We start from the raw sequence: 25,951 nt of genomic DNA on the forward strand, positions 1-25,951 counted from the left end.
TTGATATGATGACTATGACTGGTACGCATTATTCTATCTCTCCGCTTGATTTTAGTGATGAGCAAATCACTGTCCCCTACCTAAAACAGCAACTCGATGCGTTTCAACAATGGTCGATCACTCAATTTGGAAATCATGTTGATATTGATGATTTAGTCCATTTGCGTAGTCAATTTATCGATCAACTACTTAAACGATTATGGCTTTACTATCAAATTCCAGAACACGTTTCATCACTCTTGAAAAAAAACCGTATTGCACTTATTGCTGTTGGTGGTTATGGGCGTTGCGAGCTACATCCTTTATCTGATATAGATATTTTGATATTAAGTGATAACTCACTAACCAAAGAGCTTGAAAAACAGATAGGCGATTTGGTTCGTTTGCTTTGGGATCTTCATCTGGATATTGGTCATAGTGTCAGAACATTAAAAAACTGTCTGCAAGAAGCTAAAAATGATATCACTATCATGACTAATTTAATTGAATCACGGCTGATTGCTGGAAGTGAGTCATTACTTAAGGAGCTTCAAACCTATATTTTTAGTGATAAAATTTGGCCTTCACCGGCGTTTTATCAAGCCAAAATTAAAGAGCAACAACAAAGGCACCAACAATATCATAGTACCACCTATAATCTAGAACCCGATTTAAAAAATAGCCCGGGTGGCTTGCGGGATATGCAGATTATTCAGTGGCTGGCTATCCGCCATTTTGGTGGCGAGTTTTTACAAAAAATTGCCCATTTTGACTATTTAACGCCAGACGAAGTTGAAGAGTTTAATACATGTCGTAAATTTTTATGGCGTATGCGTTTTGCTTTGCACAGCGTGATTAATCGTTATGACAACCGTCTGCTGTTTGATCGTCAGTTAAGTATCGCTAAAATGCTAGGTTATAGCGGTGAAGGTAACGCTCCGGTTGAAAACATGATGCATGATTATTATCGGGTGGCACATAATATTACCGAACTCAATCAGATGCTGTTGCAATTATTCGATGAGTCACTATTGAAACGTTATTCACAATATAAAACCTATGATATTGATGAGCATTTCCAAAGCAAAGATAATCTAATTGATGTTAAACATAATCGTGTTTTCACAGATGATCCGGTGATGATTCTTAAGCTGTTTTATACCCTTTTGCTTAACCCGCAAATTACCGGGCTTTACTCCAATACCATTCGGCAACTCCGTTCTGCAAGACGAAAATTAAGCTATCTATTGTGTGAGCAGCCGGAAGCCAGAAGATTGTTTATAAAAATCATCAAACATCCTGATGCTATTAAAAAGGCGATTTTACCTATGCATCAATATGGGATTTTGGCGGTTTATCTACCTGGTTGGCAACAAATTTCTGGGATGATGCAGTTTGATCTGTTTCACACCTATACTGTCGATGAACACACAATACGCTTATTGTTAGAACTGGATCTTTTACGTACAGAAGAAGGGAAACAAAAACACCCCAATAGTTCAAAGGTATTTGCCGAATTATCCAAACCGGAATTACTCGTAATTACCGGATTATTTCATGATATTGGTAAAGGACGACATGGCGATCATTCGGAAATTGGCGCGAAAATAGTGGAATCTTTCTGTCAATTGCATGAATTAGATGCTAAAGATACTGATTTGATTGTTTGGTTAGTTCGTTACCATTTATTGATGTCGGTAACTGCCCAAAACCGTGATCTCCAAGATCCAGAAGTTATTCGTGAATTTGTACAATTGGTCAAAAGTAAACGACGCTTGCAATATTTGCTCTGTTTAACCGTTGCCGATGTCTGTGCTACTAATGAAACCTTATGGAATAGCTGGAAACAGAGCTTAATGCGCGAACTCTACTTAACCGCTGAACGGTCATTTGATTCTGGTATTCACCAAATACCAGAGCAACGTAGCATTGCGCGACAACATAAACAGCAAGCACTAACTGAATTGCTTGCCAAAAATTATGATGAACAGAGTATTAAACATTTTTGGCAGGATTATCGTGTTGACTACTTTTTGCGCTATACCGTCGAGCAGATTGTTTGGCATGCTGAGCTGTTATTAAATAAAGATTTACAACAAACTTTAGTTGCCATTAATCCTAAACCGCATCATGGTGGCAGCGAGATCATTATCTACTCACCCGATAGACCATTTTTATTTGCCGCTGTCTGTAATGCGTTGAGCATGTTAAATTTGAGTATTCATGATGCATTAATTATTACCAATAAAAATGGCTTGGCGCTTGATACCTTTATTGTACTTGAACCTAATGGCCAAGTGGTGCCGGAAAATCGCCATCAAGATATTATTCAAACCTTAAATAAAGTGCTCAATCAATCGGTTTATAAAGGGGTAACGATTAAACCCGCTAAACAGAGATTACGTTCGTTTTCGGTGCCAACGCAAGTTAACTTTATCTCATCGTTTAATGACAATCATACTTATATGGAATTAATCGCCCTTGATAAGCCAGGATTACTTGCTTGTGTCGGCGAAGTCTTTGCAAAATTAGACTTATCGCTGAGGAGTGCTAAAATAGCCACCATCGGCGAACATATTGAAGATCTGTTTATTCTAACCGATAAACACAACAAAGCCCTTGATGATAACACCTGTCAGAAACTAAGCGAATCGATAGTAATGGCTATAGATTCAATAAATTAATTAACGAAAAAATTAACACTATGCAATTTTTTATTATCTTGTTTCCTATTTTTTGTATTTTTATTGTCGGATTTATTTCGCAAAAAGTTCTGAAGTTTGATGTCGCCAATCTTTCTAAAATGTCACTGTATGTGCTTTCACCTTTTTTGGCATTTAAAACCTTTTATACCCACACTTTAACTAGCGATTATTTTATCTATATTGTTTATATCTTTGGACTCTGTGTTTCGTTGGTATTGATTGTTAGCATTTGGTCAATCATTATGCGCTATTCGGTCAAAGAGCGCTGTGCATTGATTTTAAGTTCATGTTTTATGAACAATGGTAACTATGGTACGCCGGTATTACTGGTATTTTTTGGTACACTGGGATTCGATTTAGGCGTTATTATGATGGTGTTACAACAATTTGTTATGAGCACCATTGGCATTTATTATGCGGCAAAAGGCAGCTCGCATAGTGATATTGTCAGTCAAAAAGATGTGATTCGAAAAGTAATTCGAATGCCAGTTGCCTATGGGGCTTTTGCCGGCATTATTTTCCAGCTTGGCCACATTCCATTATCAAAATCGATTATGACCTCGATTGGTATGATCGGTGACTCATCGATTGTGATCATTATGATTATTCTTGGTATGCAATTAGCGAAAATCAAAATTACCCAGCTTGATTACCCAAAACTATCATTTGCTTTAACTACTCGGATGGTAATTTCACCAATGGTTGCATTTGCGATGGTGTACTTTATGCCACTTTCGCCAATGTATAAACAGGTTCTTATTGTTTTAGCCGCCATGCCAAGTGCCGCCAATACGACCTTAATGTCGGTACAATTTGATACTCATCCAGAACTGGTATCTAGTGCCACTTTAGTGAGTACCTTGTTAAGTTTGATCACCTTACCAATTGTACTCTCATTGGTTGGCGCACCTATTCCGATTTAAACAAAGAGCATGATTAAAGCGCCTTGAACCACGCCAACGAAATCCTAATGGATAAAAAGCGTTTAGCCTGAGTTTGGATAGCTTTTAATCGTTGCCAAGCCACTCTTGTTCAAATTGTTTAACAAATTTGACTAAAATTTCATGGCGCTGCTCGGCGATTTGTTTAGCGGTTTGAGTATTCATCATATCTTTGAGTAAAAATAGTTTTTCATAAAAGTGATTAATTACGGTGTTTGGTTGCTTGTAATTATCTTCATTGAGCTTGGTGCGAGGCAAAATATTGGGATCATGCATGATATTATGTTTGTTACCACCATAATAAAAAGTACGCCCAATACCAATCGCCCCAATTGCATCAAGACGATCAGCATCTTGAACAATTTGCCCTTCCAATGATAGTGTTGTTTTTTGTGAAAGGTTTTTTCGATAGGACATGTTTTCAATAATATCGAAAATAGCACGCATTTCCTCAGTGGTTAAATTGAGTGATCGCAAATAGTCCTGCAATTCATTAATCGCGTTATTAACATCAGCAATCACTTTCTCATCAATAACATCATGCAAATAAGCACTCATCAAGACAATAAAGGCATTTGCTTGTGGTTGATGGTTGAGAATTTTGTTGGCTAGCTTTACCACTCGCTCAATATGCGCCATATCATGGCCAGAAAAATCATGTGAAAGCTTCTGTTTGACAAACGCTTTAACGTTATTTAGGGTGGTTTGTTGTTGGGGTGTTAGCGTCATTTTATTATACTTATTAAAATTGGAGTGATATTTTATTTGTTGTCTGAATATGATCTATTTTACCGCAGCTAGCATTTAACCGCTATCTATCCATTTAGATAATGATTGACAGATAAACACAGAAATCCTTGCCAAAAAATCACTAAATCCATTTAAAACGAATAATTAATCGAATTTAATCTTACAACTGATGGTTATTTAATCTAATTTACTAAAAAATTCCTTGTATTTAATGTTTTTTTATATTTTCTTTAATTTCTTTCAATTGTTTTCACTAATTTCGAGAGGTAGAATGCCTCAATGAAAATTCATTATCACTGCAACTAACTGGAGTTGATTAAGTGAAAATATCAGCACGTAAAGTTCTGCCTTGGCAGCTTATAGAATGCTTCACTCGATATCGTCAATTTATCGCTCTACTATTTGGACTATCTATTTTTTGTATTGCATTGGTAGTGTGTTGGCATTTGTTAAAAACCATCAATCTTAACGATTTACAATCAGCACTACAGCAACTTCCTTATCATGCAATTTTGCTTTCGGCTTTATCGGCAATAGCCAGTTATAGCATGTTGATTGGCTATGAATGGTCGGCGGCACGTTATGCAGGGGTTAAGCTAAAACCGTCAACAATTACGATGGGGGGGATTTGTGCGTCGGCCATTGGTAATGCCGTCGGGTTATCCGCGTTATCTGGTGGCGCCATTCGTTGTCGGCTCTATTTTAAATATGGACTTAGCACCATTGATGTGGCACGGATGTCGATTTTTGTGACCCTTTCGCTAGGCTTTACCTTACCGTTATTAGCAGCAATCGCAGCTTTAATTGATATTAAAAATAGCGTGATCGCCCTCCATATTTCGGCAATGAGTATTGAAATAATGGCTAGTGTGGTGTTGCTTAGTTATGTCGGTGTTTTGCTCTTTTTACATGCGCACCAATTGTCGGCAACACCCAATAACGATACGCGGTTATACCAAATCTTTCATTGGAAAATCCGTTTACCTAACTGGCGCTTAGCTAGCAGTCAACTTGTAATCACGTTAGTTGATACGATTTTAGCTGGGGCGATCCTCTACTTTTTACTCCCAAATCAACCAAACTTTATCACTTTTATCTTGATTTATATTCTAGCGTTAGTGGCTGGGGTGCTTAGTCATGTTCCTGGTGGTGTTGGTATATTTGAGGCGATTATATTAGCCGCTTTTTCATCGCAAATTGGTGCCGCATCCTTAACGATTGCCCTTGTCATCTATCGGTTGATCTATATTTTATTACCGCTGATTCCGGCAGGAATTTTGTTATTAATTAATGAAGGTAAACACTTTTTATCGGCCCCACAAGTTAAAGAAACCGATACCGGCATTGCGGCAACAATTATGGCGACAGCGGTATTCTTTGCCGGCGTGGTGATGATGTTTTCGAGTGTTATCCCAGGATTTAATCATCATCTTGTCACTACCTTTATACCGAAAAAAATTGTCAATTTTGCCCATTTAACTGCCAGCTTAATTGGTGTGTTATGCCTATTATTGGCAATGGGATTGCGTCGCAGGCTTTATTCTGCTTGGGGTTTATCGGTTATATTATTGATATTGGGTAGTATCTGCTCGTTGTTAAGAGGTTTACACTGGATTGAAGCGGCGACATTATTAACCATCGCAATACTCTTGGGCTATTTTCGGGATGCTTTTTATCGTAAAAGTCGATTAAGCATTTTACCTTTTTCATTAAAATCCTTTGTGGTTAGCTTTGGTTTAATTATCCTATTGATTTGGCTAATCTTATTTATCTATCAAGATATTCCGTATAGTCATGATTTGTGGTGGCAATTTGAATTAGATAGCCATGTTCCTCGAGCCTTGCGTGCTGCGTTAGGAAGTTTGATATTATTAAGTGGTGTGATGTTGTTTTGGTTATTCAAACCGGCACTACCGATCTTAACTATTGCCACTAAAGAGGAGTTAAACCAAGCTCATCAGATCATCCTTGACTCAAAACAACCCGAAGGTGGGCTAGCGATGAGTGGGGATAAATCCTTACTCTTCAATCAATCAAAAACCGCTTTTATTATGTATGCAAGGCGCGGACGAAGTATGGTTGCTCTTTATGATCCAATTGGCGATGATAACGCCCGAGCAGATTTAATCTGGGCCTTTAGAGATCTTTGTGATCAACACCATTTACGTCCTGTTTTCTATCAAGTTAACGCAAACAATCTCCCCTTTTATATGGATATAGGACTTAGAGTGGTCAAACTTGGCGAGGAAGCATTGGTGAATTTACAAGAGTTTGATTTAACATCAAAAGGTTATAAAGATCTACGATATACTTGGAATCGCGGGCAACGAGATGGCCTGAGTTTGAAATTTTATCCGCCTGGTACTGCACCGCTAGATCAACTAAAAATAGTCTCGGACACATGGCTGAAAAATAAACAGGCAAAAGAAAAGCAATTCTCATTAGGCGCTTTTTCGCAGTCCTATTTAGATAATTTCACCATTGCCGCGGTTGAGTACCAAGGTCGCATTATTGCTTTTGTGAATCTATTAGAAACCGAGCAAAACTATAGTGCCAGCATTGATTTAATGCGAGTTCTCCAAGATATTCCTAAGTCAACTATGGAATTTTTAATGGTGGGATTGATTTTACATTATCAGGAAAAAGGATATCAGTACTTTAGTTTAGGTATGGTGCCACTTGCCGGCATGCAAAGGCGACGTGGTGCCCCGATGATCCAACGCTTAGGTGCGTTAGTTTTTCGCCGTGGCGGACGTTTTTATAACTTCCAAGGTTTGCGTCGCTTTAAAGAAAAATTTGCCACCCATTGGCAACCACGTTATATGGCAGTTCCGGCAGGACTTGATCCTTTGGTCGCCTTAATTGACACCACGATGTTAATTTCAGGCGGGAAATCAAATTTAACGCAGAATAAGAATGAATAAAATGAAAAAAATCATACGTTATGTTTTATTCTTCGTGATGTTACTATTAATCACAGCATCTATAGCCGTCGGTTGGTATTTTTATAAAAATCAGCGCAGTGCTTCTGTAGATACGATTACGGTCAGTCAAAATTTTTCTATCTTATCGGCTGCACCAAAACAATCGGCCGAAGCCGCAGCCATTATTGTTGCTACCAAAGATAACCACTTTACCGCTGATCAGTTATTAACCTTATCTGAATCAACAGGCGCTAAATTGGTGCAGTTTGAATTACAACCACAAGGTAGTTGTGCCGAGCAGCAAACGCGCTTCGAACAGGCACAGAAAATCTTAAATGAAGATAAGTTTGTTGTTGCCGGCATGCAAGAAGGTGCGGCATTTGCTTATCGCTGGTTAAGCAAGCAACAAAATGATGATGCCAAAGCTTTATCGATTGAATTTACTTTAGACCATAAAGATTGTGACGCACCTTTACCTGCACAAGCAAGTCATGGAATCTGGCAAGTGATTTGGAATAATCCACCTGATGAACAAGTTGCCATTTTTCCTCGCCAACAAAAACAGATCAAAGTCACCACCAAAATTGGTGAATATCAGGCATCACCAACTGAGTTGTTAAGTTTACATTTATCCTCTATTTTATTTGGCGAGCATGAACCATTACCGGTGATTGAATTACCGGCTAAAGGTCAACAGCCCCATCCTAACAGTGTTACCTTTTATTATTCCGGTGACGGGGGATGGCGTGATTTAGACAAAATTTCGGCTGAATATATGGCTGACCATGGTTACTCGGTGGTTGGTGTCGATGCGCTAAAGCTATTTTGGCAACATCGTTCGGTTGAACGTAGTGCTAAAGATTTAACCAATTTAATGCAAGAGTATCGAGATAAATGGGGGATTAATAGATTTGTTTTAGCTGGTTATTCCTTTGGGGGAGATATCTTACCGGCGCTCTATAATCGATTATCCAAAGAAGATCAACAAAGTGTGCAAGCTTTGATTATGATTGCCTTTTCTAAAGAGGCTAATTTTGAAATCGAAGTCAGTGGTTGGTTGGGACAATCGGGCGATGAAATGAAAACTGCCCCTGAAGTGAATCAGATTCCGGCAAATAAATTATTTTGCATTTATGGTGAAGAAGAGAAAGAGGATACCGGTTGCTTACAACCTGAGATGAAAGGCGAAGCATTTCGATTACCGGGTGGTCACCATTTTGATGAAAATTATCAGCACTTAGGGCAAGTTATTATGCAAGCAATCGATAAGCGCATACAGTAATCGTGGCACTGTAGGTAACATTTTTTAAGTCAAAGCATTAATAAAATATTAATGCTTTTTAAGTTTGATTTTCCCTTCAGACAGCAACACGCCACTAAGCGTAAATAAGGTTCCAATTGCCGCAATCCAAGTAAAAGGTTCATCTAAAATGACAACCGCATTAATAATTGTCAAAATTGGTACCAAATAAATATAGATGCTAATTTTTACCGCACCGACTAATTTCACCGCATAATTCCAAGAGGCAAAACAGATAGCCGATGCACCAACACCTAAGAATAAAATATTGATTAAATTGACGGGTTGATTAAATCTTGACAAATTCCATTCAAAATCAAATAAATATAACGCTGGCAACATAAACATTAGGCCATAAAGAAAGAATCTTCGCGTCAGTAAAATAATATTGTAACCATAATTACTACTTCGTTTGGTTAAAATTGAATAACATGCCCAAAATAGACAAGCCAATACCGCCAGTAAATCGCCAAGTGGATTAACTGATAATACAAATTTTCCATTTAAGGTAATTAACACAATACCAATCATCGAAAATAGACAACCGATATAGAAGCTTTTAGCGGGTTTTTCAGTTTTCAGAAAGAAGATCGCCAATATTGCGGTAAACACCGGCGCCAATGTGGTAATCACCCCAACATTTGAGGCGGTGGTATAGGTTAACGCAATATTTTCACAAAGAAAATAACATGTCACCCCACAAAATCCGGCACCGAGGAACATTAACTCTTGTTTAATCCCCTGCCAAGCAAAAAAGCGAGGCGCTAATAACCAAAGTGTGGCATAACCTAGGGTAAAGCGAAAAAAGAGAATTTCAATGGGTTTAAAATCTGTCAGTAATACTTTGGTTGCCACATAGGTTATTCCCCAAATAAATACTGTCATCAGCGCTATCAGGTGCCCTTTTGTTCTCGATGAAAATAACATGAAAATTCTCTGCTCACTTATTATTGATACGTCATTGATTACCCTAATATTTATTAGCCAAATTAGACCAACAAAATAAGCAAAAGATAAGCCTTGATAATAATTGAAATGACGCTATTTTATGCGAAAGTTAAAATCGTTAGATATTAACGTACTGTTAATTATTGTTCAATAAGTTTGATATAGCAATTATTTTATCCGTGGTATGGTCAGTAAAAAAGTGCGGATATTGCAAGGTGTGTGAGATCTAACTAGAATTGTAGATAAAAAAAATCCACTCAACGAATTGAGTGGAGGGCAAAAAAATGAATTAACGTAATCTGAATATATAGACAAACTAAATCATAAAAAGTTCCAACTAATTTTAAAAAAAATTCATATTTTTCTAAAAAATTTATTATTTGTTTGATTTATAATGATTTAATTTTTAGATCTTTTTTTTATTTTTATCATATTCCTCAGATTAAATAACCAAAATACCATTTTTTAGCGAGCAAATGACTTAAATGCAATTATCGTACCCTTGATACAAGCTAATGGGTAAATTGGTTATACTCTGATAGGGTTCACCATTGATCATTGCTAACAATATCGAAACTGCATTTTGGGCAATTTGTAAAATTGGTTGACGGATTGTCGTCAAAAATGGCATATGTTGTAGCGTTAATTCTGCACCATCGAATCCCACTACTTTCAATTGTGAAGGTAAAGATAATTTACAGTCTCTTGCGGCATTAATTGTCGCGATGGCTGAGGAATCATCAGCCAGTACCCCATCAATAGATTGCGACTGTAAACGTTGTTTGATTAGCTGATATTTTTCTTGATAACTGATTGAAAAATCCATATCAAGTGTGATCGGCTTAAGTCCGGCAACTTTAATGCTATCTTTATAAGCTTGATAGCGCTTGTTAGCATCCATATCGACATGTTTATCATTGGTAATCGAACCAATATACAGAATCTTTTTACAACCCTGATTGATCAAATGTTGACTGGCCAGATATCCCCCAGCGTAGTTGTCACACGAAATAACCGGTATCGTTTCATTAATTTTACGATCTATTGATACGATATTGAGATCTGGGATTAGGTAATCAGCTAAATTTTCATTCATGGAGTTAACAATTACCCCTTCAACCTGATGTCGCCTCAGCATGGATAAAAAATTCTTTTCCTCTTCTTGGTTATGATGGCTATTGCAAATTAATATTTTATAACCTTGACGAGATAATATTCTCTCTAAATAGCTGATTAACTCCATTTGAAAAGGATTAGTTAAACTGGGAAAAATTAAACCGATCAAATTACTTTTATTATTTGATAATGAACGTGCTAATTCATTGGGATAGTAGCCCAAGGTTTCCATCGCATCTTGAACACGTTGACGAGTTGTTGCGCTAATATAGCCACGATTATTTAATACTCGAGAAACCGTGGTTGGTGAAACCCCTGCTAACTTAGCCACATCATCTCTACTTAGTTTCATAATCATCCTTTAATCATTATTAATATTATTCGCTGATAATTATAAAGCTTTTTGTTATGAGGTAAATCATTGTAATTGAATTGCTTTACCCCTTTGTCAGCCAATATTTTAGTGACATTGATCACAAATTCACTTTTGAATAAGTGATGTCCCTCACAAATTTAGCATTTTAATTGTGGTCTCGGTTGACATATGAACGCGGTTGACATGAAATGAAATAAATTGTTTCAGTATTAAATGACAACGCAATGTCATTTCCTCACACCTAAAAAAGGAGTAAAAAAATGCAAAAATTACATTATCAACCAAAAGGTTATTGGGTTGGCGATATTATGCCATTTGGCAAGAATGGCGTTTTCTATCTTTATGATCAACGTGACAATCGTAATCCTTGCCCTTTCGGTGAACCTTTTGGCTGGTCACTGGCGACAACCACTGATTTTGTTAATTACCAAAATTTAGGCGATTCGATTAAGAAAGGTGGTGAACAAGATGTTGATCAGTTTATCTATGCTGGCTGTGTGTTTGAAGCAGAAGGTAAAGGACATGCTTTTTATACTGGTTACAATCGTAATTGGGAAAAAGAGGGAAAAACCTCACAAGTCTTGTTACATGCCTGGAGTGACGATTTTAAAACATGGCATAAATCTTCAGAACTGATAACTCTAACTCCCCAACCAGGTTATGACATTAGCGATTGGCGTGATCCATGGGTAATTTGGAATGATGAAAAACAAGAATATTTATTGATATTAGGTGCGAGATTACAAGGCCCGAAAACGGAACAATCAGGTCGAGTGGTGGCTTTCACTTCAAAAGATCTTAAAAATTGGCAATTCCAAGGCGATTTTTGGGTAGCGGGTAAATACACCATGATTGAAATGCCTGACTTATTCAAAATTGGCGATTGGTGGTATTTAGTTTATACCGAATATAGCGATCAAAGTAAAACTCGCTACGTCATGAGCCAATCTTTAGAAGGTCCATGGATTACCCCTAAAGATGATGCCTTTGACGGTCGTGCTTATTATGCCGCGAGAACCTCATTTGATGGTAAACGCCGTATCCTGTTCGGTTGGGTTCCAACCAAAGAAGACAATGATGATTTAAAAAATTTCCAATGGGCGGGTACTTTTGTTCCTCATGAAGTTTATCAAAAAGCGGATCATACCCTTGGGGTAAAAGTAGTTGACAGTTTGTGGAACTGCTTTACTCATCCAAAAAAAATTGATGACTTTACCCTCTCATCACCTTATGCACGCAAAGAACAGTTATTAATTGAAAACACCGATAAAACTTTCCGTTTTTCTACAACGCTAAAATTTAGTAAGGATACTCGTGATTTTTCCATTCGTTTAATGAAAGATAAACATACTGGCGAATCCTATGACTTTATTTTTTCACTGGTTGATAACCGTTTAACTTTTGATAAAACTCCTTGTTACCCTTGGTATCGGGTGATGAATAAAGGTTTAGAGCGCCCTATTCATCTTCAAGCTGATCGCGAATATGACTTACAGATCATTGCCGATGATACGCTATTTACTTTATACATTGATGGCACTGCACTTAATGTCCGTGGTTATGATCAATTAGGTAGTGGTTTAGCAATCGCTGTCAGTGATGGAACAGTAACCTGTAAAAATAATATTTTTTCAAATGAAGGATGTTTTCCAGAAAAATGGTAATCGCACTTATCAGACCGTTTAACTAGCAAGTTAGATGATCACCATTATCAAGGCTTTTATCGGTTAGTTGTGATCAAAGCCTTGGTTTAGATAGGCGACTATCATCAGTAATCTAAACATGGAAACTTCTCTGGAGATATCATAATGAATACAACAGTAATTGATAATAATGGTCAACAGGCTGACCAAGACATCTCATTTAAAGAAAAACTTGCCTATGGACTTGGTGACTTTGCAACGGGGTTCTCGGGTGTGACTGTGGGAACTTTTGCTCTTTACTATTATACCGATATTGTAGGCGTTTCAGCGACTTTACTTGGTGCTGTGCTACTATTTTCACGTGTTTTTGATGCTGTAATTAATGTCGTTATGGGTTTTATTGTTGATAGAACAAAAAGTAAACATGGTAAAGCTCGGGCTTGGATCTTATGGTCAACAATTCCGTTTGGTTTATCATTGATAATGGTATTTAGTGCACCAGAAAATTGGAGTGAGTTTGCATTACTAATTTTTGCCGCCATTACACTTAACATCCATTGGATTATTTATACTTCAAGCAATATTCCTTATGGTACGCTAGCTGCATTAATGACACAAAACTCTTATCAACGTAGTCGTTTAAATACTTATCGTATGCTGTGCTATTTTGCAAGTATGCTGATCATTCCTTATATCACACTGCCTATGGTCGATTTTTTTGGTGGAGGTGAACGCGGTTGGCAGTTAACCATGATAATTTATGCAGCAATTTTAATTCTTACTTTTTTCTATACTTTTTTTAATACTAAAGAACGTATTAAACCGATCAATCAATTCAAATATAATGCGCCATCACTTGGTGTGTCATTAAAAACCCTGCTAGCCAATAAGTATTGGGTAACCATGTTTTTCACCATGTTAGTCAGTTTCAGTATATTAGGACTAATCAATGGGGTGGGTGTCTATTATGCAAAATATCTTTTGGCTGACAGTCAACTTATTGGTTTAATCAATATGGCTTTTGCCTTACCGTTAGTGATGGTTTTGATGTGTTCCGCTTATATCTTAAAAATCATGAGTCGTTTAACCTTTATTATTGTCGGTATGGCAACTATTATTTTAGGTAGCGTTATTATGGCAGTTGCTCCGCATGATACTTATGTTGCTATAATTGGCACTATTTTACGCGGAGCCGGTTTCGCACCGATTATGGGAAATGCGTATTCCATGTTAGCCAACACCATTGATTACGGTGAATGGAAATTTGGCATTAGAAACGATGGTTTAGTCTACAGTGGCGGAAGTTTTAGTGCCATATTAGGCAGTGGTATTGCTTCTGGTGGCATTGGCTGGGTTTTAGGTATGGCCGGCTATATTGCCACTGATGTTGCCAATCAACCTGAAAGTGTACTAACTACTTTACAAGTTTTATTTATCTATTCACCATTAGTATTGAGTGCTATCACCATTCTATTATTACGTTTTTATACTTTAGAAAAAATTTACCCTGACATCATCAAAGATCTCGCGCAAAGAACGCACAATGTCTATTAACTAATAAAGCTGAGGGATTGATAACTTTATTATTACTCCCTCTCTTTGATTAATCTATGGTAATAACAGCGCAAGTTCGAATAAATCTTCAATTACCACTGTTTACTGCAATATATGCGACAATATTAGCCCTTAACAATCTGCATAAAAAATAAAACATCTTATTGATACTCTTATAGTTGCTTTAAAATATGCAAAACCGACAAGAAACAAATCAAGTTGTAAAATAAGTTAACTTGTTTTACAGCTTGAATTCACCTATAATGCCTCAATATTATTTATACCACATTTGGGGCTGATTCTGGATTCGACGGGATTTGCGAAACCCAAGGTGCATGCCGAGGTGCGGTAGGCCTCGTAAATAAACCGCAAAAAAATAGTCGCAAACGACGAAAACTACGCACTAGCAGCTTAATAACCTGCATAGAGCCTTCTCTCCCTAGCCTCCGCTCGTAGGACGGGGATCAAGAGGAGTCAAACCTAAACGAGATCGTGTGGAAGCCTTGCTTGGGGCGGAAGCATTAAATTTAATCAAGCTAGTTTATCAGTGGCGTGTTTGTCCGCAGCGGGTAAGCGAAATTTAAAGACAAACTACGCATGTAGTACCAAGGATGTAGAGATTTCGGACGCGGGTTCAACTCCCGCCAGCTCCACCAATTCACTATTCAGTAACATTCTTTTAAATCCTTTAAAACACATCAAAATCAATAAATACAAGGCTTAAAGCCTATTTTATTATTCATTAAGCACCAGTAAGATACTGGAATGTCCCACCCCATCTTTGTGCCTTTATTCTCTATCCTCTGCTGAGTACTCGAGTTATGAATATTTCATAATCCTTGCCAGTTAGATGAATCCCAGAATAGTTGCTGTGCTCTTTTAATCTTTACCGGGTCTTTAGCTATTAATGCCTGTTTAGTTTATGCCGGATTATATGATCCACTGCTGTTGCTGGCTCATATCTGCCTTGCTCTCTACATATAACACAGAATGGATTTTGCTGTAGGTATGAGAGGCTTACTTTACGCCACCTAGTTTTGTTGTATACTTTCATAACTTTATTTAGATATCTGAAAATTATTGACTCATTCTCCACATAACATATCATGACCTAAAAACTATTTATTGCGAGGTTTAAATGCTTACTGATAATAAACAAATCAACTTTAATGAATTTCATGAAATAAGAGATTGGTTAATCAAAAACGGTTATAAAGGAAACAAATTAAATTGGAAACTTATGCGAAGATTATCTTACACAATAAAAGAATATTTTAATAAAAACCTTTTAGAGCATTTAACATGGCAAGAACTTAATGAATTTCACGCAAAATCTCCATTACACTTTCTAGTTTTGGAGATTTTAAAAACTAGATAACAAAAAATATGTCATTAAATTCGTTAGTTAATAATGTAGCTAAATTTATTTGATGATTTCTCTTATCGTCCTTTTTCATATTTATACCTTTAGTTTTTTTAGATAATAAAAAAGTCACACTAAGTAGCTATATAAAGTTTATGTATAACATAAAAATTTTAGAAATTACTAGATAACATATTGAGTATAAACGTAGCAGAAAATGTTAAGCTTAAAAGCAATGTACTTAATATTATACATAGAACAAAACCAATAAAGTCGCTAATTTTAGACTGTTTATCTTTCTGTTTGTAGAAACGATGAGTACAATAAATCGTATAAGATAATAGAAAAGAATACTATAACTATTCAATATATTATCTTTGGATAGATCTGTCTTTCTCGTCGTTTTATTTTCATCGTATTTTCCTTTTTTAGGATAGTTTATCTTATTCCTTAAAAAAGTTGTACGAATTCGTATAGCCTATCCACTGTTACCCAAAAAAGGAGATGGTTTGAAAAAGATTTTATTATTAAACTTGGTTTGTTTCTAATTATTTGGCTGTGGTGATGATAAGGTAACAAAAGAGTATCTAGTTGGCGAATGGGATTGTGTCAATAAAAAATATGAAAGTATCTATAATTCTGCATTTGAAGAATATAGTGATTGCGATGAATCAAGTAGCAAACAAGTAATTCAATCATATAAAATTGTTAATGGAATTTTATTATCAAAAACAGCGGATAAAGAAGCTACCGAATTTAATTTGGATAAATTTTATAACAATTTAAAAGAGGAACATGAAAGTAACCAGTGCCAATACGTCGTTAATAAAAATTTATTAAAAAATTCAGATAGTAAGTTTACTTTTTTAAATGGAAATTATTTTTAATTGTTCCTATATAAAAAATTCATTAGATAAATTTAAAATAAAAACAGAAAACGTTTGCACAAGAAAAAAATAATTATCTATCGACTATAAAATCAGTTCAAACCCTCTAATGAGGGTTTTTTAATTTATAATTAATCAAGATGAATTAAAAGTTCTTTATCTTGCTATTCATGGCTTAATCCAAATAAATTATATATGCTAAGCACGATTTTATTTGCGTTTTCAAACATACTATAGTCAGTAAGATTTCCTTGATTGAATATATTTGTTAATTCTAAAAAGCATTTACCAAGCTCTTTTAAAAGTAATCCTAATTTTGTGTTTTCTAGTAAATCCGAAAGTGATGAAGGATATAATTCGGGGGATATTTCAAGTGAGCTAATAAAACCAAAAGCGCGACCATATGAATCAGCAATTGATTTAATTCTTAGAGCTACATTTAAATACATGTCATTTAGCGATAAACTATCATTTTTATATTCTTCTATAAAAGATTCAATTTCTTCTGGATATTCTATTAATGCTGTCTCAAGACTATATAAATCTATTTTGATAAATTCGGGAGTTGCTGTTTTAGCAGACATACAGTTTGCAAGAAAATTTTGCCAAGATCTTATTGAAGTTACAAATATAGCATCATTATGTTCATCATCTAATTTTCCAGCATCGAATTTAAATTCATTTTTTTGATGTATATCAATTAACTCATTATGCATCATATGTATAATACCACTTATATTATCAAATGATATTGAGTTGTCTTTTTCAAATAGGTTATAGAAAAAAGCTATACTTAAAACTAAAGTAAATTCAGAATATAATCCTTTGCTATCAAATTTTGGTTGCAACTGAGATATTGCTATCACATGTTCATTATTATATGATTCATCATGACCGTACTCCTTAGAAATATCTTCTAGAGCTGTTTCAAAATCATAAGCTATTAATACTTTCTTGAGTTTTGAAATATTCAAATTATATTCTTTTTCTAAGTCCTTTATGATAGTCAAGGTAAAATTACCTATCAGGTTGGCGGTATTTTCATCGTCAAAACCTTGTAAAGATATAACTAAATCGTTTTCCATAATTTCATCCATTTTATAATATAATTTATTATTGTAACTTGAATTAGATTTTCATTGCTATAGCTAAAATTTTACACAAACCGCCTAGTGAGTTTTTTTATTGCCCAAATCTCTTAAATAACATACCATTAGCCAAAAAAAGAAATGATATGAAAAAGATTTTATTATTAAGCTTGGCCTGTTTCGCATTATTTGGTTGTGGTGATAATAAAGTGACAAAAGAGTACCTTGTGGGTAAGTGGGACTGCGTCTATAAAGAATATGGAAGTAAATATGATTCTAAACTTAAAAAATATAGTGATTATTTTGAAACTCATAGCGAACAAGTAATTCAATCATATGAAATTGTTAATGGAATTTTATTATTGAAAAATGAGAATAACAAAGCTATAGAATTTGATTTGGATTTACTTTATAACAATTTAAATATGGAAACTATAACTAACATGTGTGGTAAATGGAGTTATAATCAAAATTTATCAAAAAATACAAGCAATAAGTTTACTTATGAATGGGAGGAATTTTGCGAAGCCTATATAAAGAGAGGCGATTTCCCCCCTACCCTAAAACTAAAAGAGTAGAAGTTTGCACAAGAATAAAATAAGGTTGATATAGGAATAAAATTAAAAGGCATTGATAGATGCATAAAGAACTTTGATAAAACTATCAACAGAACAAAAGACAATGCAGTTAGAGCAATGCATGCTTCAATGACTGTATCAGCTACACAAACAGCAATCTACACGCCTATAGATACATCAACACTAATTAATAGCCAATATCGAGAGGTAATTATTAACGGTACTCGTATCACTGGTAGAGTTGAGTACACTGCAAATTACGCGGCTTATGTCGCAGACCCATCTATAAATATGAAATTTAAACGCCATACTGCTAAAAAAGATTTTTTAATAGTTATGTTGATGCACTATAACTAAAAAATGGTATACCTTTGATGCGGTTCACACTATTAACGGATCACCTGCTGATATTTTCTGTTGCAATCAATTGAAAACAGTAATTAATAAAGAATGCCTTGTTTACTCATGTCCCAACTAAACTAATCCAAATAAATATAACGCAAACTGGTAATTTTTTAGCCGTACGATTCTATCTTTAATCTATCTCTTCTACAGAATATATTATAAATTTAAGCAGATACTATAGACGCTCTTTACATAAGATTTAAACGCAATAACAATCATAATAAGTCCTTTACTTTTTGCCATTCATGTTTAAATCTAAACTTAAGATAGAAAGCAAAAATGCGCATTTTGATTTTATGAATGGGGCGATTTTGTTTTTTTTTGATGTCATCTATTGCACTCATTAAGTCATCTTCATCAAAAAACGACCAAACCGGTGGCACTGGTCCGATCGTATTGTAATGACAAGCAGGCGCCACGTAATAAAATAACACATGTTCAACATAGGATATTGGATATAATTTTACTACTGAGGCAATATGGTTATAATCTGCTTGGTTATCAACAAATAGATCTGAAAGCGCAGCATAGAGCTCTTTTTCATTTAATAGTTCCATCTAGTAACTCCTCTATTTCATCATCAAAACTACATATAAGGGTAGCAATCATTACTTTCGCTAAGTGTTAAAAGATCAGTCAGAACGCAAAATGAATTAGCATAGAAACTTTCTATTTAAGTTAATCGAAATTTAACTCTCTGATTTAATGATTTTTTATAACAGAGTCAAAATTAACTAATAATAACCGAGATATATACCACATGTAATTGGCTCTCTCAACTTTAACTTTAAAACGATCATTAGCGTTTGAATGTTGAACTTGCTTGTTAAATGCAATGGATAAATTACGTTAATTTTCCAATGTTGGCATTGAGTGAATAGGAAATTGTTTTCTGTTTATGCTCAAGCAGGTTTGTATGGCGATAATAGTTTGTAGTCAGAAAAAGTATAATCAAGTTTACTACCACACCTACCCCCTGATTGATGTTCAAGTTTACGATTTATTTCGGTATGATCTAAGCAAAGCTTCGCTATTCGAGCGCAATCTGACAAACACAATTTTATTCATTAAAAATTACGATCACTCTCGCAATAACACCCCCTGACCAATGCACTAACATATTGAATATTCATCAATAGAAATTGTTTTACGTTGTCTGTTAGCGGTTTAACTAAAATGAAATTTGTGCTATATTTTTTTCCATCGATTGACGTGGTTTAGGTAATCAAACTGGTTGAAAATGGAATTCCAAAAGAGTATTTGTTGCTGAACCTAATTAACCAATTATTGTTAAAAAAGTACTTTTTATTGTAACCTAAATCATCAATATTCACTCAAATAAACTATCATGACACTAAAATGAATAATGTTAAATCCATCAATGCAAATCATTTTAAGGAATATATACTTCAAACAGATATCACCAAATTAATCAATTTATTAAATACAACGGTATTACAAGATGGTGAGAGCTCAGTGCATTACTGTTTTATCAATAAATCAGAGGTAAAATCATCACTCGAAGCATTTTATATTTTAGGTACTCGTTTAATAATTACTGGGTATGGGTGGGATGATTTATATCGAAATCATGAGCCCCCGGTATATATAGATAAGCAATATCTTAATGAAATAATTCGTGAATGTTTTTATATTGAAGATAATGTTATCCAATTTAGTGCCTTATCGACTAATATAACAGCAAAACAGTTTGCTAATTCTTTGTATTGCATGCATCTTGATGAAGATTCAGATTTCATTAACGATATAATGGACAAGTTTCCTTTGATATCTTTATTTGAGTTTGTCGATAATCCTGACAATTTTATGAAAGATTTGGGATACTTTATGGAGACAGAGTTTCACTATATCTATCTTTTCAGTTTTACTTCAGGATAAGATTGTAATTAAAGCAAAGTATGATCACAGTGACTCTTATTCAATAAAAATAACATCAATTTGCTTTGGTTTGCGTAGGTTGGAAAAAAGTGAATATTGATTAATATTGTGCTCACACTGAACAAGCTTAGCGCACGACAAACCAACAGCAACGTGTTAAGCCATAAGTTTTCATCGTTACTCAAGCTTCCCTAAATCGTCAATTACTGTCACCTTACCGTTAAAGTGACAGTGACAGTGACAGCGCTAGCAATCTCACACATTATCCTATTCTTTACTCTTATTGCTAACGTGAAAAAGCGAGCATGCGAGGTAACATTTTTATTTATGGATTTTTACCAAGAAAGATATAATTGAGCTCATCGGTAAAAAATATTTTGATTATGAATCATAAATTAGATATAACTAACTATCACGAAACCATGCTTCATTTCCAAGAGCTAATTGGATTAAATGTTTTTATTCAATTCCCTGTCATTACGGAACAATTACCCTCCTCTTATGAAATCAACCTAGAAAACATTGCTGTTAATTTCTATAGTGATGAACCAGCTTATAAAAATATTTTACAGAACAATCCAAATAACTTTATTAAAGATTATAAAGATCCCGTGATTTTATTGAAGAAATCAAAATTAGTTATTAATAATATTAAATGTGCTCAAATTCTTATGGTCAGCAAGGTAAAAAATAAAGACTATTTTCATTCTTGGGATACTCAATTTTCAAAGGGTGATTTTCAGATAGTTTGCTATGGTAAGAGTTTGGCTTATCCAGATACAATGACATTTGTTTGCGTTATTTATACAGGAAGCGTTGAACTATTATTTGATGAGTCAGATATGCTATTACATACTATTGGAACTGGGATTCTATTTAGTCAAAAAGAGATTGAGGCTATTAATGCAAAGCAGGCTGAAAAGATTATCGCCTACCGTAATAATATTGAAGATCTAAATATTAATAATCGGTATTCTCGTTTATGGGATCCTGATTATGATCAACAATTCTTTAGCAGCACTGATGAGTACCCTTATTGTAAATTTGCCATCAAGGATTATGATGGTTCAAATAACCAATAATAGCCATATAAGCTATTTTAAATAACCCATTTCGCCAAAATTGAATTAAATATTTTAATTTTGAAGGGAGTGTTAAAGCCACAGAACATTTTGAATGAATTAATGTGGTAAGAAGATCATTTCCCTAAAAAATGGTTATACTAATTAGTTAAGAGAGTATCCAGATATCAATTAAAAGTAAATAGCAGTCATAATATAAGTTAATAATAAATAAAAGGATAAAACAATGACAAATAAGATGTGGATGATTCGTGGTGATGGTGGTCGATTATATGATGATTTTCGAGAACGCCAAGTTGTAGGAATAGGATGGGCACAGTTAGCTGAATATGCCAAGCCAAACATGACTCGAGATCAATTAACACAATACTATCTTCAAGTTGAACCACTTACCAAGCTTGGTACTGCACGATCAGGGGCTTCGCAAGTGTGGCGTTTTATTAATGAGGTTCAGCCTGAGGATTGGGTTATTACCTATTCTCCTGCCAATCGTACTTATCTGATAGGAAAAATATTGTCTGACTTCCAATATCATCCAGAATGGATTGAAGAAGGTATGGCCTTAGCCAGAACGGTTAAATGGCAAAAGGAAATCGGTCGCGATACACTAACGGAAGAAAGTAAAAATACCTTAGGTTCAACTTTGACTGTCTTTCAACTGCCTGAATTTGCCATCGAAGAACTTTTACATGACAACACTATCCAAAATGTACCGATTGAGCATCCTGATGATATTGAAATTGATGTTGATGATGATCCGCTATTAGGTATGGAAGCATTAGCTATCGAAAGAATAAAAGATTTAGTCAGTGCACTGCGGTGGGATGAAATGCAACAGTTAGTTGCCGGTGTATTACGTAGTATGGGGTACAAAACCCTGATTTCACCAGCAGGTCCAGATCGAGGTAAAGATATTATCGCATCTCCAGATGGTTTTGGGTTTGAAAACCCGCGTATTATTGTTGAAGTAAAACATCGCAAAGTGCAAATGGGTAGTCCAGATATTCGTAGTTTTATCGGCGGAAGACACAAAGATGATCGCGGGCTATATGTTAGTACAGGTGGGTTTAGCAAGGAGGCTCGCTATGAGGCTGACCGCTCCACAATCCCATTAACACTTTGGACGCTTGATGATTTAGTGAGAACCTTAATCGAATATTATGACCATGTTGATATTGAAACAAAACTGCTAGTGCCATTAAAAAGGGCTTATTTACCTGTATAATCAGTTAACTATGTGGATAGCTTTTTTATCCAATGTAGTAGGAGACGATAGCTTTAAGCTATAAATAGCAATTGCTTATATTGGATTATGACTCGTCATATTTAGGGTTAATATCAGCTAAAGTAGCTGAAAAAATTGCTCAATTAGGAGTTAAAAAAGCTTATAAATACCCTTTATGTAAAAGATATAGAAACAGAGTAACGCGGTAATTAACCTGTTTTTACTTTATATTTTGCTGACGACGTTGCTAGATGGTTTAAGATATGAATATCAATGAGAAACTCATTGTAGAGGAGTACAATGAGTTTACCGATATATGACAGTTATTTGTTTTATCATAAATAATTTGCCCTTGCTACATTATGTAGGCTTTAGATAAAACTGAGTAAAAATAATAAATATATTGAAAATCAGAGTGCCAATAATATAAGAGAATAGTCGCCTCAAAAATTGATTTAAAATCGATTCGCTATTCAGCTCTAATACCCCGTAAATTTCTCTCTTTCAACCACCATACTTTGACTTAGAAACTGCTTTATTTTCTCTTCTATTTGACTTTCAATAGTTTTAAGTCGTAATAATGGCACACCAGCTTTAGCAAGAATGGCATTCTTCAGCTGATCTCGTTTCCTCTGCTCTGGTTTACTATGATCATCGCCATCCACTTCAATCACTGCTATAGGGTATTTACCGGTTTTGAAATAGAGGACAAAGTCACAACTGGCTTTATGGTGCATATATTCAAGTTCAAGTTCGGTAAAGCTGTTGTTGTTTTTTGAAACCAGCTGTTCTAAAAGAACTTGTTGATGGTATATCATGGTTTGATAAGTACTTTCTTTCAATATATCACGCAGTAATTGAGCTATAATCCGTTCAGATTTATATTTTGAGTCATGTTTTCTTAACCGTGAGTTAAGTGCCTCTAACGACTTATCATAATCTTGATAAAGCAAATCAAAAGCCGAGATAACCGGACTTTGGTAAATATGATCGTTATCCGCATAATAGTTAATATAACGAATTAAGGCGGCAATACTCTGGTTATTTTTAGTGAAGACATCATTACCGGTGACAAGCATAAACCTATTTTTAGCCCGCGAAACAGCTACGTTAATTAAATTGGGATCATCAACAAAATTGAGCTGTTGTTGGCTGCTGAGCTTTTTATCCAATACAGTAGAAAAGATAATATTATCACACTCTCTACCCTGAAATTTATGCGTTGTAGCTTTGATAATACCGGATGGCAAATGTTCTTGCGATAAATCAATTTGGTTATTGTAGGGCGCGATAAAACCGGTATTTTCTTCTGTAAAATCTTGCCAACCAACTTTATTAAGAGAGTCAAGTTCTCGCAAATTCGTTAAATTTCTTGTGTGATTACCCGGTGCGGTAACAATTAATGTAAGTGCTTGTTCTCCATTATCTTTGGTCATCGGAATAAGCTGATCATTGTAAAATTGCTTATTACAAAACTGAATGATTTTCGGATGACAACGATAGTGCTCTTTCAGTAAAGTGATGGGGATTTTGTCTTGAAATAAGCCAATAAAAGAGTCAAGTAGACTATATTTTTCACAATCATAATATTCATGAGGTGGTTTGATATCAAGTTTGGTAGGTACATGAGGTAGCTGTTTACGATCGCCGACAATAATCACATTCTTGGCACAGCCCAAACCAAGAATACCGGGAATAATATCTTGCTGTGAAGCTTCATCAATAATTAAGTAGTCTATTAAGGCACCTTGCCCCAAAGAGTTGATAATGGAATGAGTACTACTACCTATAATTGGAAAACGTTTAGTAAATTCACTAAAACGTTGTTGATAGTCTTTGTCGGTAAAGGTCGCTTTAAGGTCGATGGTTTGTGAAAGATGCGCTTTCAAATATTGCATTGAAAAACGGGTTAAATCAGCCAATAACGAGTGAAATTGATTTTGTTCAAGTCGCTCTTGATAGCGTTTAAGTAGGCGTTTTTTTTCATTCAACTGCTGATCATAATAAGCCAACTGTAAAAGATTAAAAATTGCTTGTCGCTTTTGCCAATTACTAATGAATTTTGTGCGTATTATCTTAAAATTAAGCAGAAGTTGTATGCGGTCTTTAAATGTAATCCGACGTTGATCAAGGTAATTTAAATAAGCCAATAAATCGGTAATTTTCTCTTTGGAAAACTGATATTTACTTAATAGCTGGGCGTCAGACGATAAGTTTTCACTTTGGCTCTGTTGTAAATAGCCCTTTTCAATAGTCAATTCGTTAATTTGCGCTTGCAAGAAAGCAACTTGGTTCTGTGCTTGGAGGTGTTCGACTAATGTATTTGAAAGCTCACTTATTCTTTGTAAAGTTATTGTTTGCTCTTGTTTTTCAAGACTCAGTTCTAGTTCACCGCCAAAGAAGTTTTTTCGTTTATCACTACTGCCTAATTTAGCAACCAGATAATCAAGTTGATCTTTAGCTAATTTTTCATAGACATTTTCTACCGCAGAATTGTTATTGGATAAAATCGCAACCGTGCGATTATTTATCAAAATATTCGCCACAATATTTAAAATAGTTTGGGTTTTGCCGGTACCAGGCGGGCCTTCAATAATACTGATTTGTGAAGCGAAAGCTTGTTTTACTGCTTTTAACTGACTTTCATTAATTCCAAAAGGATAAATAAGATGTTGAGGAGGCTGGCGTTTTTGGTTTATTACACTGCAATAAGCATGAAGCACCGTATCAGGATGGGGAGTGATTTTATCCAGTTGTCGTAACACATTTTCGGCAATACCTTTATTGTGCTCATCGGCATGTTCAATACGAGCTAGTGCTACTTGTGTAAAATATTGAAAAATATCTTCATTTTTAAGATTGGTCTCAGATACAATCTGAATATTCTCACTAAGCATAACGTAGGGGCGAGAATGGTTAGGATAATAGACAACAGTATACTTTCGCCCATAACTTTCAGCTTTTTCAATCCAATCTATTTTCGATTTATCCTTAACAATAAGAAGATTGCCCTTTATTTGCTCAAATGGATTGACTTGGCATTGTGATAACGGCTGAGTATATTTTTTGCCAGAAGGAAAATGGCTAGTGAGTTTGAGTTCTTGATCTTTATTATCATAGTAGAGAGACCAGTCGCTAATTTGCTTGGTTTTATTTTCGCCATTCATATAGATAGAAATCATTGCTTT

The 25,951-nt window shown here is 35.0% G+C and carries 17 protein-coding genes and 1 other RNA gene; 12 read left to right on the plus strand and 6 right to left on the minus strand.

Annotated elements, in window-relative coordinates:
• Positions 1-5: 5 nt before the first annotated feature.
• Together glnD and DKK70_RS13335 are read left to right on the plus strand one after the other, a co-directional pair.
• Positions 6-2,663, plus strand: coding sequence for a bifunctional uridylyltransferase/uridylyl-removing protein GlnD (gene glnD / locus DKK70_RS13330; protein ID WP_219999800.1), 2,658 nt, complete (start codon positions 6-8; stop codon positions 2,661-2,663).
• A gap of 20 nt (positions 2,664-2,683) precedes the next feature.
• Positions 2,684-3,607: an AEC family transporter gene (locus DKK70_RS13335; protein WP_110434452.1), complete on the plus strand. Its 924-nt coding sequence runs from the start codon at positions 2,684-2,686 to the stop codon at positions 3,605-3,607.
• An 84-nt stretch (positions 3,608-3,691) separates the two neighbouring features.
• On the opposite strand, the gene DKK70_RS13340 is transcribed toward DKK70_RS13335, so the two are convergent.
• Positions 3,692-4,354: an HD domain-containing protein gene (locus DKK70_RS13340; RefSeq protein ID WP_110434453.1), complete on the minus strand. Its 663-nt coding sequence runs from the start codon at positions 4,352-4,354 to the stop codon at positions 3,692-3,694.
• Between the two features lie 341 nt (positions 4,355-4,695).
• Here DKK70_RS13340 and mprF point away from each other — a divergent pair, with 341 nt between their 5' ends.
• Complete coding sequence (gene mprF, locus DKK70_RS13345; protein ID WP_219999801.1) at positions 4,696-7,299, plus strand: bifunctional lysylphosphatidylglycerol flippase/synthetase MprF; 2,604 nt, start codon at positions 4,696-4,698, stop codon at positions 7,297-7,299.
• A 1-nt stretch (position 7,300) separates the two neighbouring features.
• A complete protein-coding gene (locus tag DKK70_RS13350; RefSeq protein ID WP_181416017.1) occupies positions 7,301-8,581 on the plus strand; it encodes a virulence factor family protein in 1,281 nt (426 codons plus the stop codon).
• Positions 8,582-8,629: 48 nt separating this feature from the next.
• On the opposite strand, the gene DKK70_RS13355 is transcribed toward DKK70_RS13350, so the two are convergent.
• Both DKK70_RS13355 and DKK70_RS13360 read right to left on the minus strand, forming a co-directional pair.
• Positions 8,630-9,526 carry a DMT family transporter gene (locus tag DKK70_RS13355; protein WP_110434455.1) on the minus strand — a complete coding sequence of 299 codons (897 nt, stop codon included), beginning with the start codon at positions 9,524-9,526 and terminating at the stop codon, positions 8,630-8,632.
• Between the two features lie 502 nt (positions 9,527-10,028).
• Positions 10,029-11,015: a LacI family DNA-binding transcriptional regulator gene (locus DKK70_RS13360; protein ID WP_110434456.1), complete on the minus strand. Its 987-nt coding sequence runs from the start codon at positions 11,013-11,015 to the stop codon at positions 10,029-10,031.
• 284 nt (positions 11,016-11,299) lie between these two features.
• Between DKK70_RS13360 and DKK70_RS13365 the strand changes: the two genes are divergently transcribed.
• From DKK70_RS13365 to DKK70_RS13385, 4 genes are all read left to right on the plus strand, one after another.
• On the plus strand, positions 11,300-12,703 hold the full coding sequence (locus DKK70_RS13365) for a glycosyl hydrolase family 32 (protein WP_110434457.1): 1,404 nt from the start codon (positions 11,300-11,302) through the stop codon (positions 12,701-12,703).
• Positions 12,704-12,847: 144 nt separating this feature from the next.
• Complete coding sequence (locus DKK70_RS13370; RefSeq protein ID WP_110434458.1) at positions 12,848-14,236, plus strand: MFS transporter; 1,389 nt, start codon at positions 12,848-12,850, stop codon at positions 14,234-14,236.
• Between the two features lie 291 nt (positions 14,237-14,527).
• Positions 14,528-14,892, plus strand: a transfer-messenger RNA (tmRNA) gene (ssrA, locus tag DKK70_RS13375).
• 482 nt (positions 14,893-15,374) lie between these two features.
• A complete protein-coding gene (locus DKK70_RS13385) occupies positions 15,375-15,614 on the plus strand; it encodes a hypothetical protein (RefSeq protein WP_110434459.1) in 240 nt (79 codons plus the stop codon).
• Positions 15,615-16,650: 1,036 nt separating this feature from the next.
• On the opposite strand, the gene DKK70_RS13390 is transcribed toward DKK70_RS13385, so the two are convergent.
• Entirely contained in the window at positions 16,651-17,571 is a 921-nt protein-coding gene (locus DKK70_RS13390; RefSeq protein ID WP_110434460.1) for a hypothetical protein, read from the minus strand.
• A gap of 149 nt (positions 17,572-17,720) precedes the next feature.
• On the opposite strand from DKK70_RS13390, the gene DKK70_RS13395 reads away from it, so the two are divergent.
• On the plus strand, positions 17,721-18,152 hold the full coding sequence (locus DKK70_RS13395) for a hypothetical protein (protein ID WP_110434461.1): 432 nt from the start codon (positions 17,721-17,723) through the stop codon (positions 18,150-18,152).
• 620 nt (positions 18,153-18,772) lie between these two features.
• Here the strand turns inward: DKK70_RS13395 and DKK70_RS13405 are convergent.
• On the minus strand, positions 18,773-19,114 hold the full coding sequence (locus tag DKK70_RS13405; protein ID WP_034884073.1) for a DUF7079 family protein: 342 nt from the start codon (positions 19,112-19,114) through the stop codon (positions 18,773-18,775).
• An 802-nt stretch (positions 19,115-19,916) separates the two neighbouring features.
• On the opposite strand from DKK70_RS13405, the gene DKK70_RS13410 reads away from it, so the two are divergent.
• The 3 genes from DKK70_RS13410 (at position 19,917) to DKK70_RS13420 (ending at position 22,763) form a co-directional block, all read left to right on the plus strand.
• Positions 19,917-20,456 (plus strand): hypothetical protein, encoded by a 540-nt coding sequence (locus tag DKK70_RS13410; protein WP_110434463.1) that lies wholly within the window; start codon positions 19,917-19,919, stop codon positions 20,454-20,456.
• Positions 20,457-20,839: 383 nt separating this feature from the next.
• Complete coding sequence (locus DKK70_RS13415; protein WP_110434464.1) at positions 20,840-21,538, plus strand: hypothetical protein; 699 nt, start codon at positions 20,840-20,842, stop codon at positions 21,536-21,538.
• Positions 21,539-21,764: 226 nt separating this feature from the next.
• The gene (locus DKK70_RS13420) at positions 21,765-22,763 is read left to right on the plus strand and encodes a restriction endonuclease (protein WP_110434465.1); all 999 of its coding nucleotides are present in this window, start codon (positions 21,765-21,767) and stop codon (positions 22,761-22,763) included.
• 479 nt (positions 22,764-23,242) lie between these two features.
• Here DKK70_RS13420 and DKK70_RS13425 read toward each other — a convergent pair whose 3' ends face one another.
• Positions 23,243-25,945 (minus strand): AAA domain-containing protein, encoded by a 2,703-nt coding sequence (locus DKK70_RS13425; RefSeq protein ID WP_110434466.1) that lies wholly within the window; start codon positions 25,943-25,945, stop codon positions 23,243-23,245.
• Between the last annotated feature and the right edge of the window lie 6 nt (positions 25,946-25,951).

It is taken from the genome of Gilliamella apicola (assembly GCF_003202655.1).
Lineage (GTDB): Bacteria > Pseudomonadota > Gammaproteobacteria > Enterobacterales > Orbaceae > Gilliamella > Gilliamella apicola_R.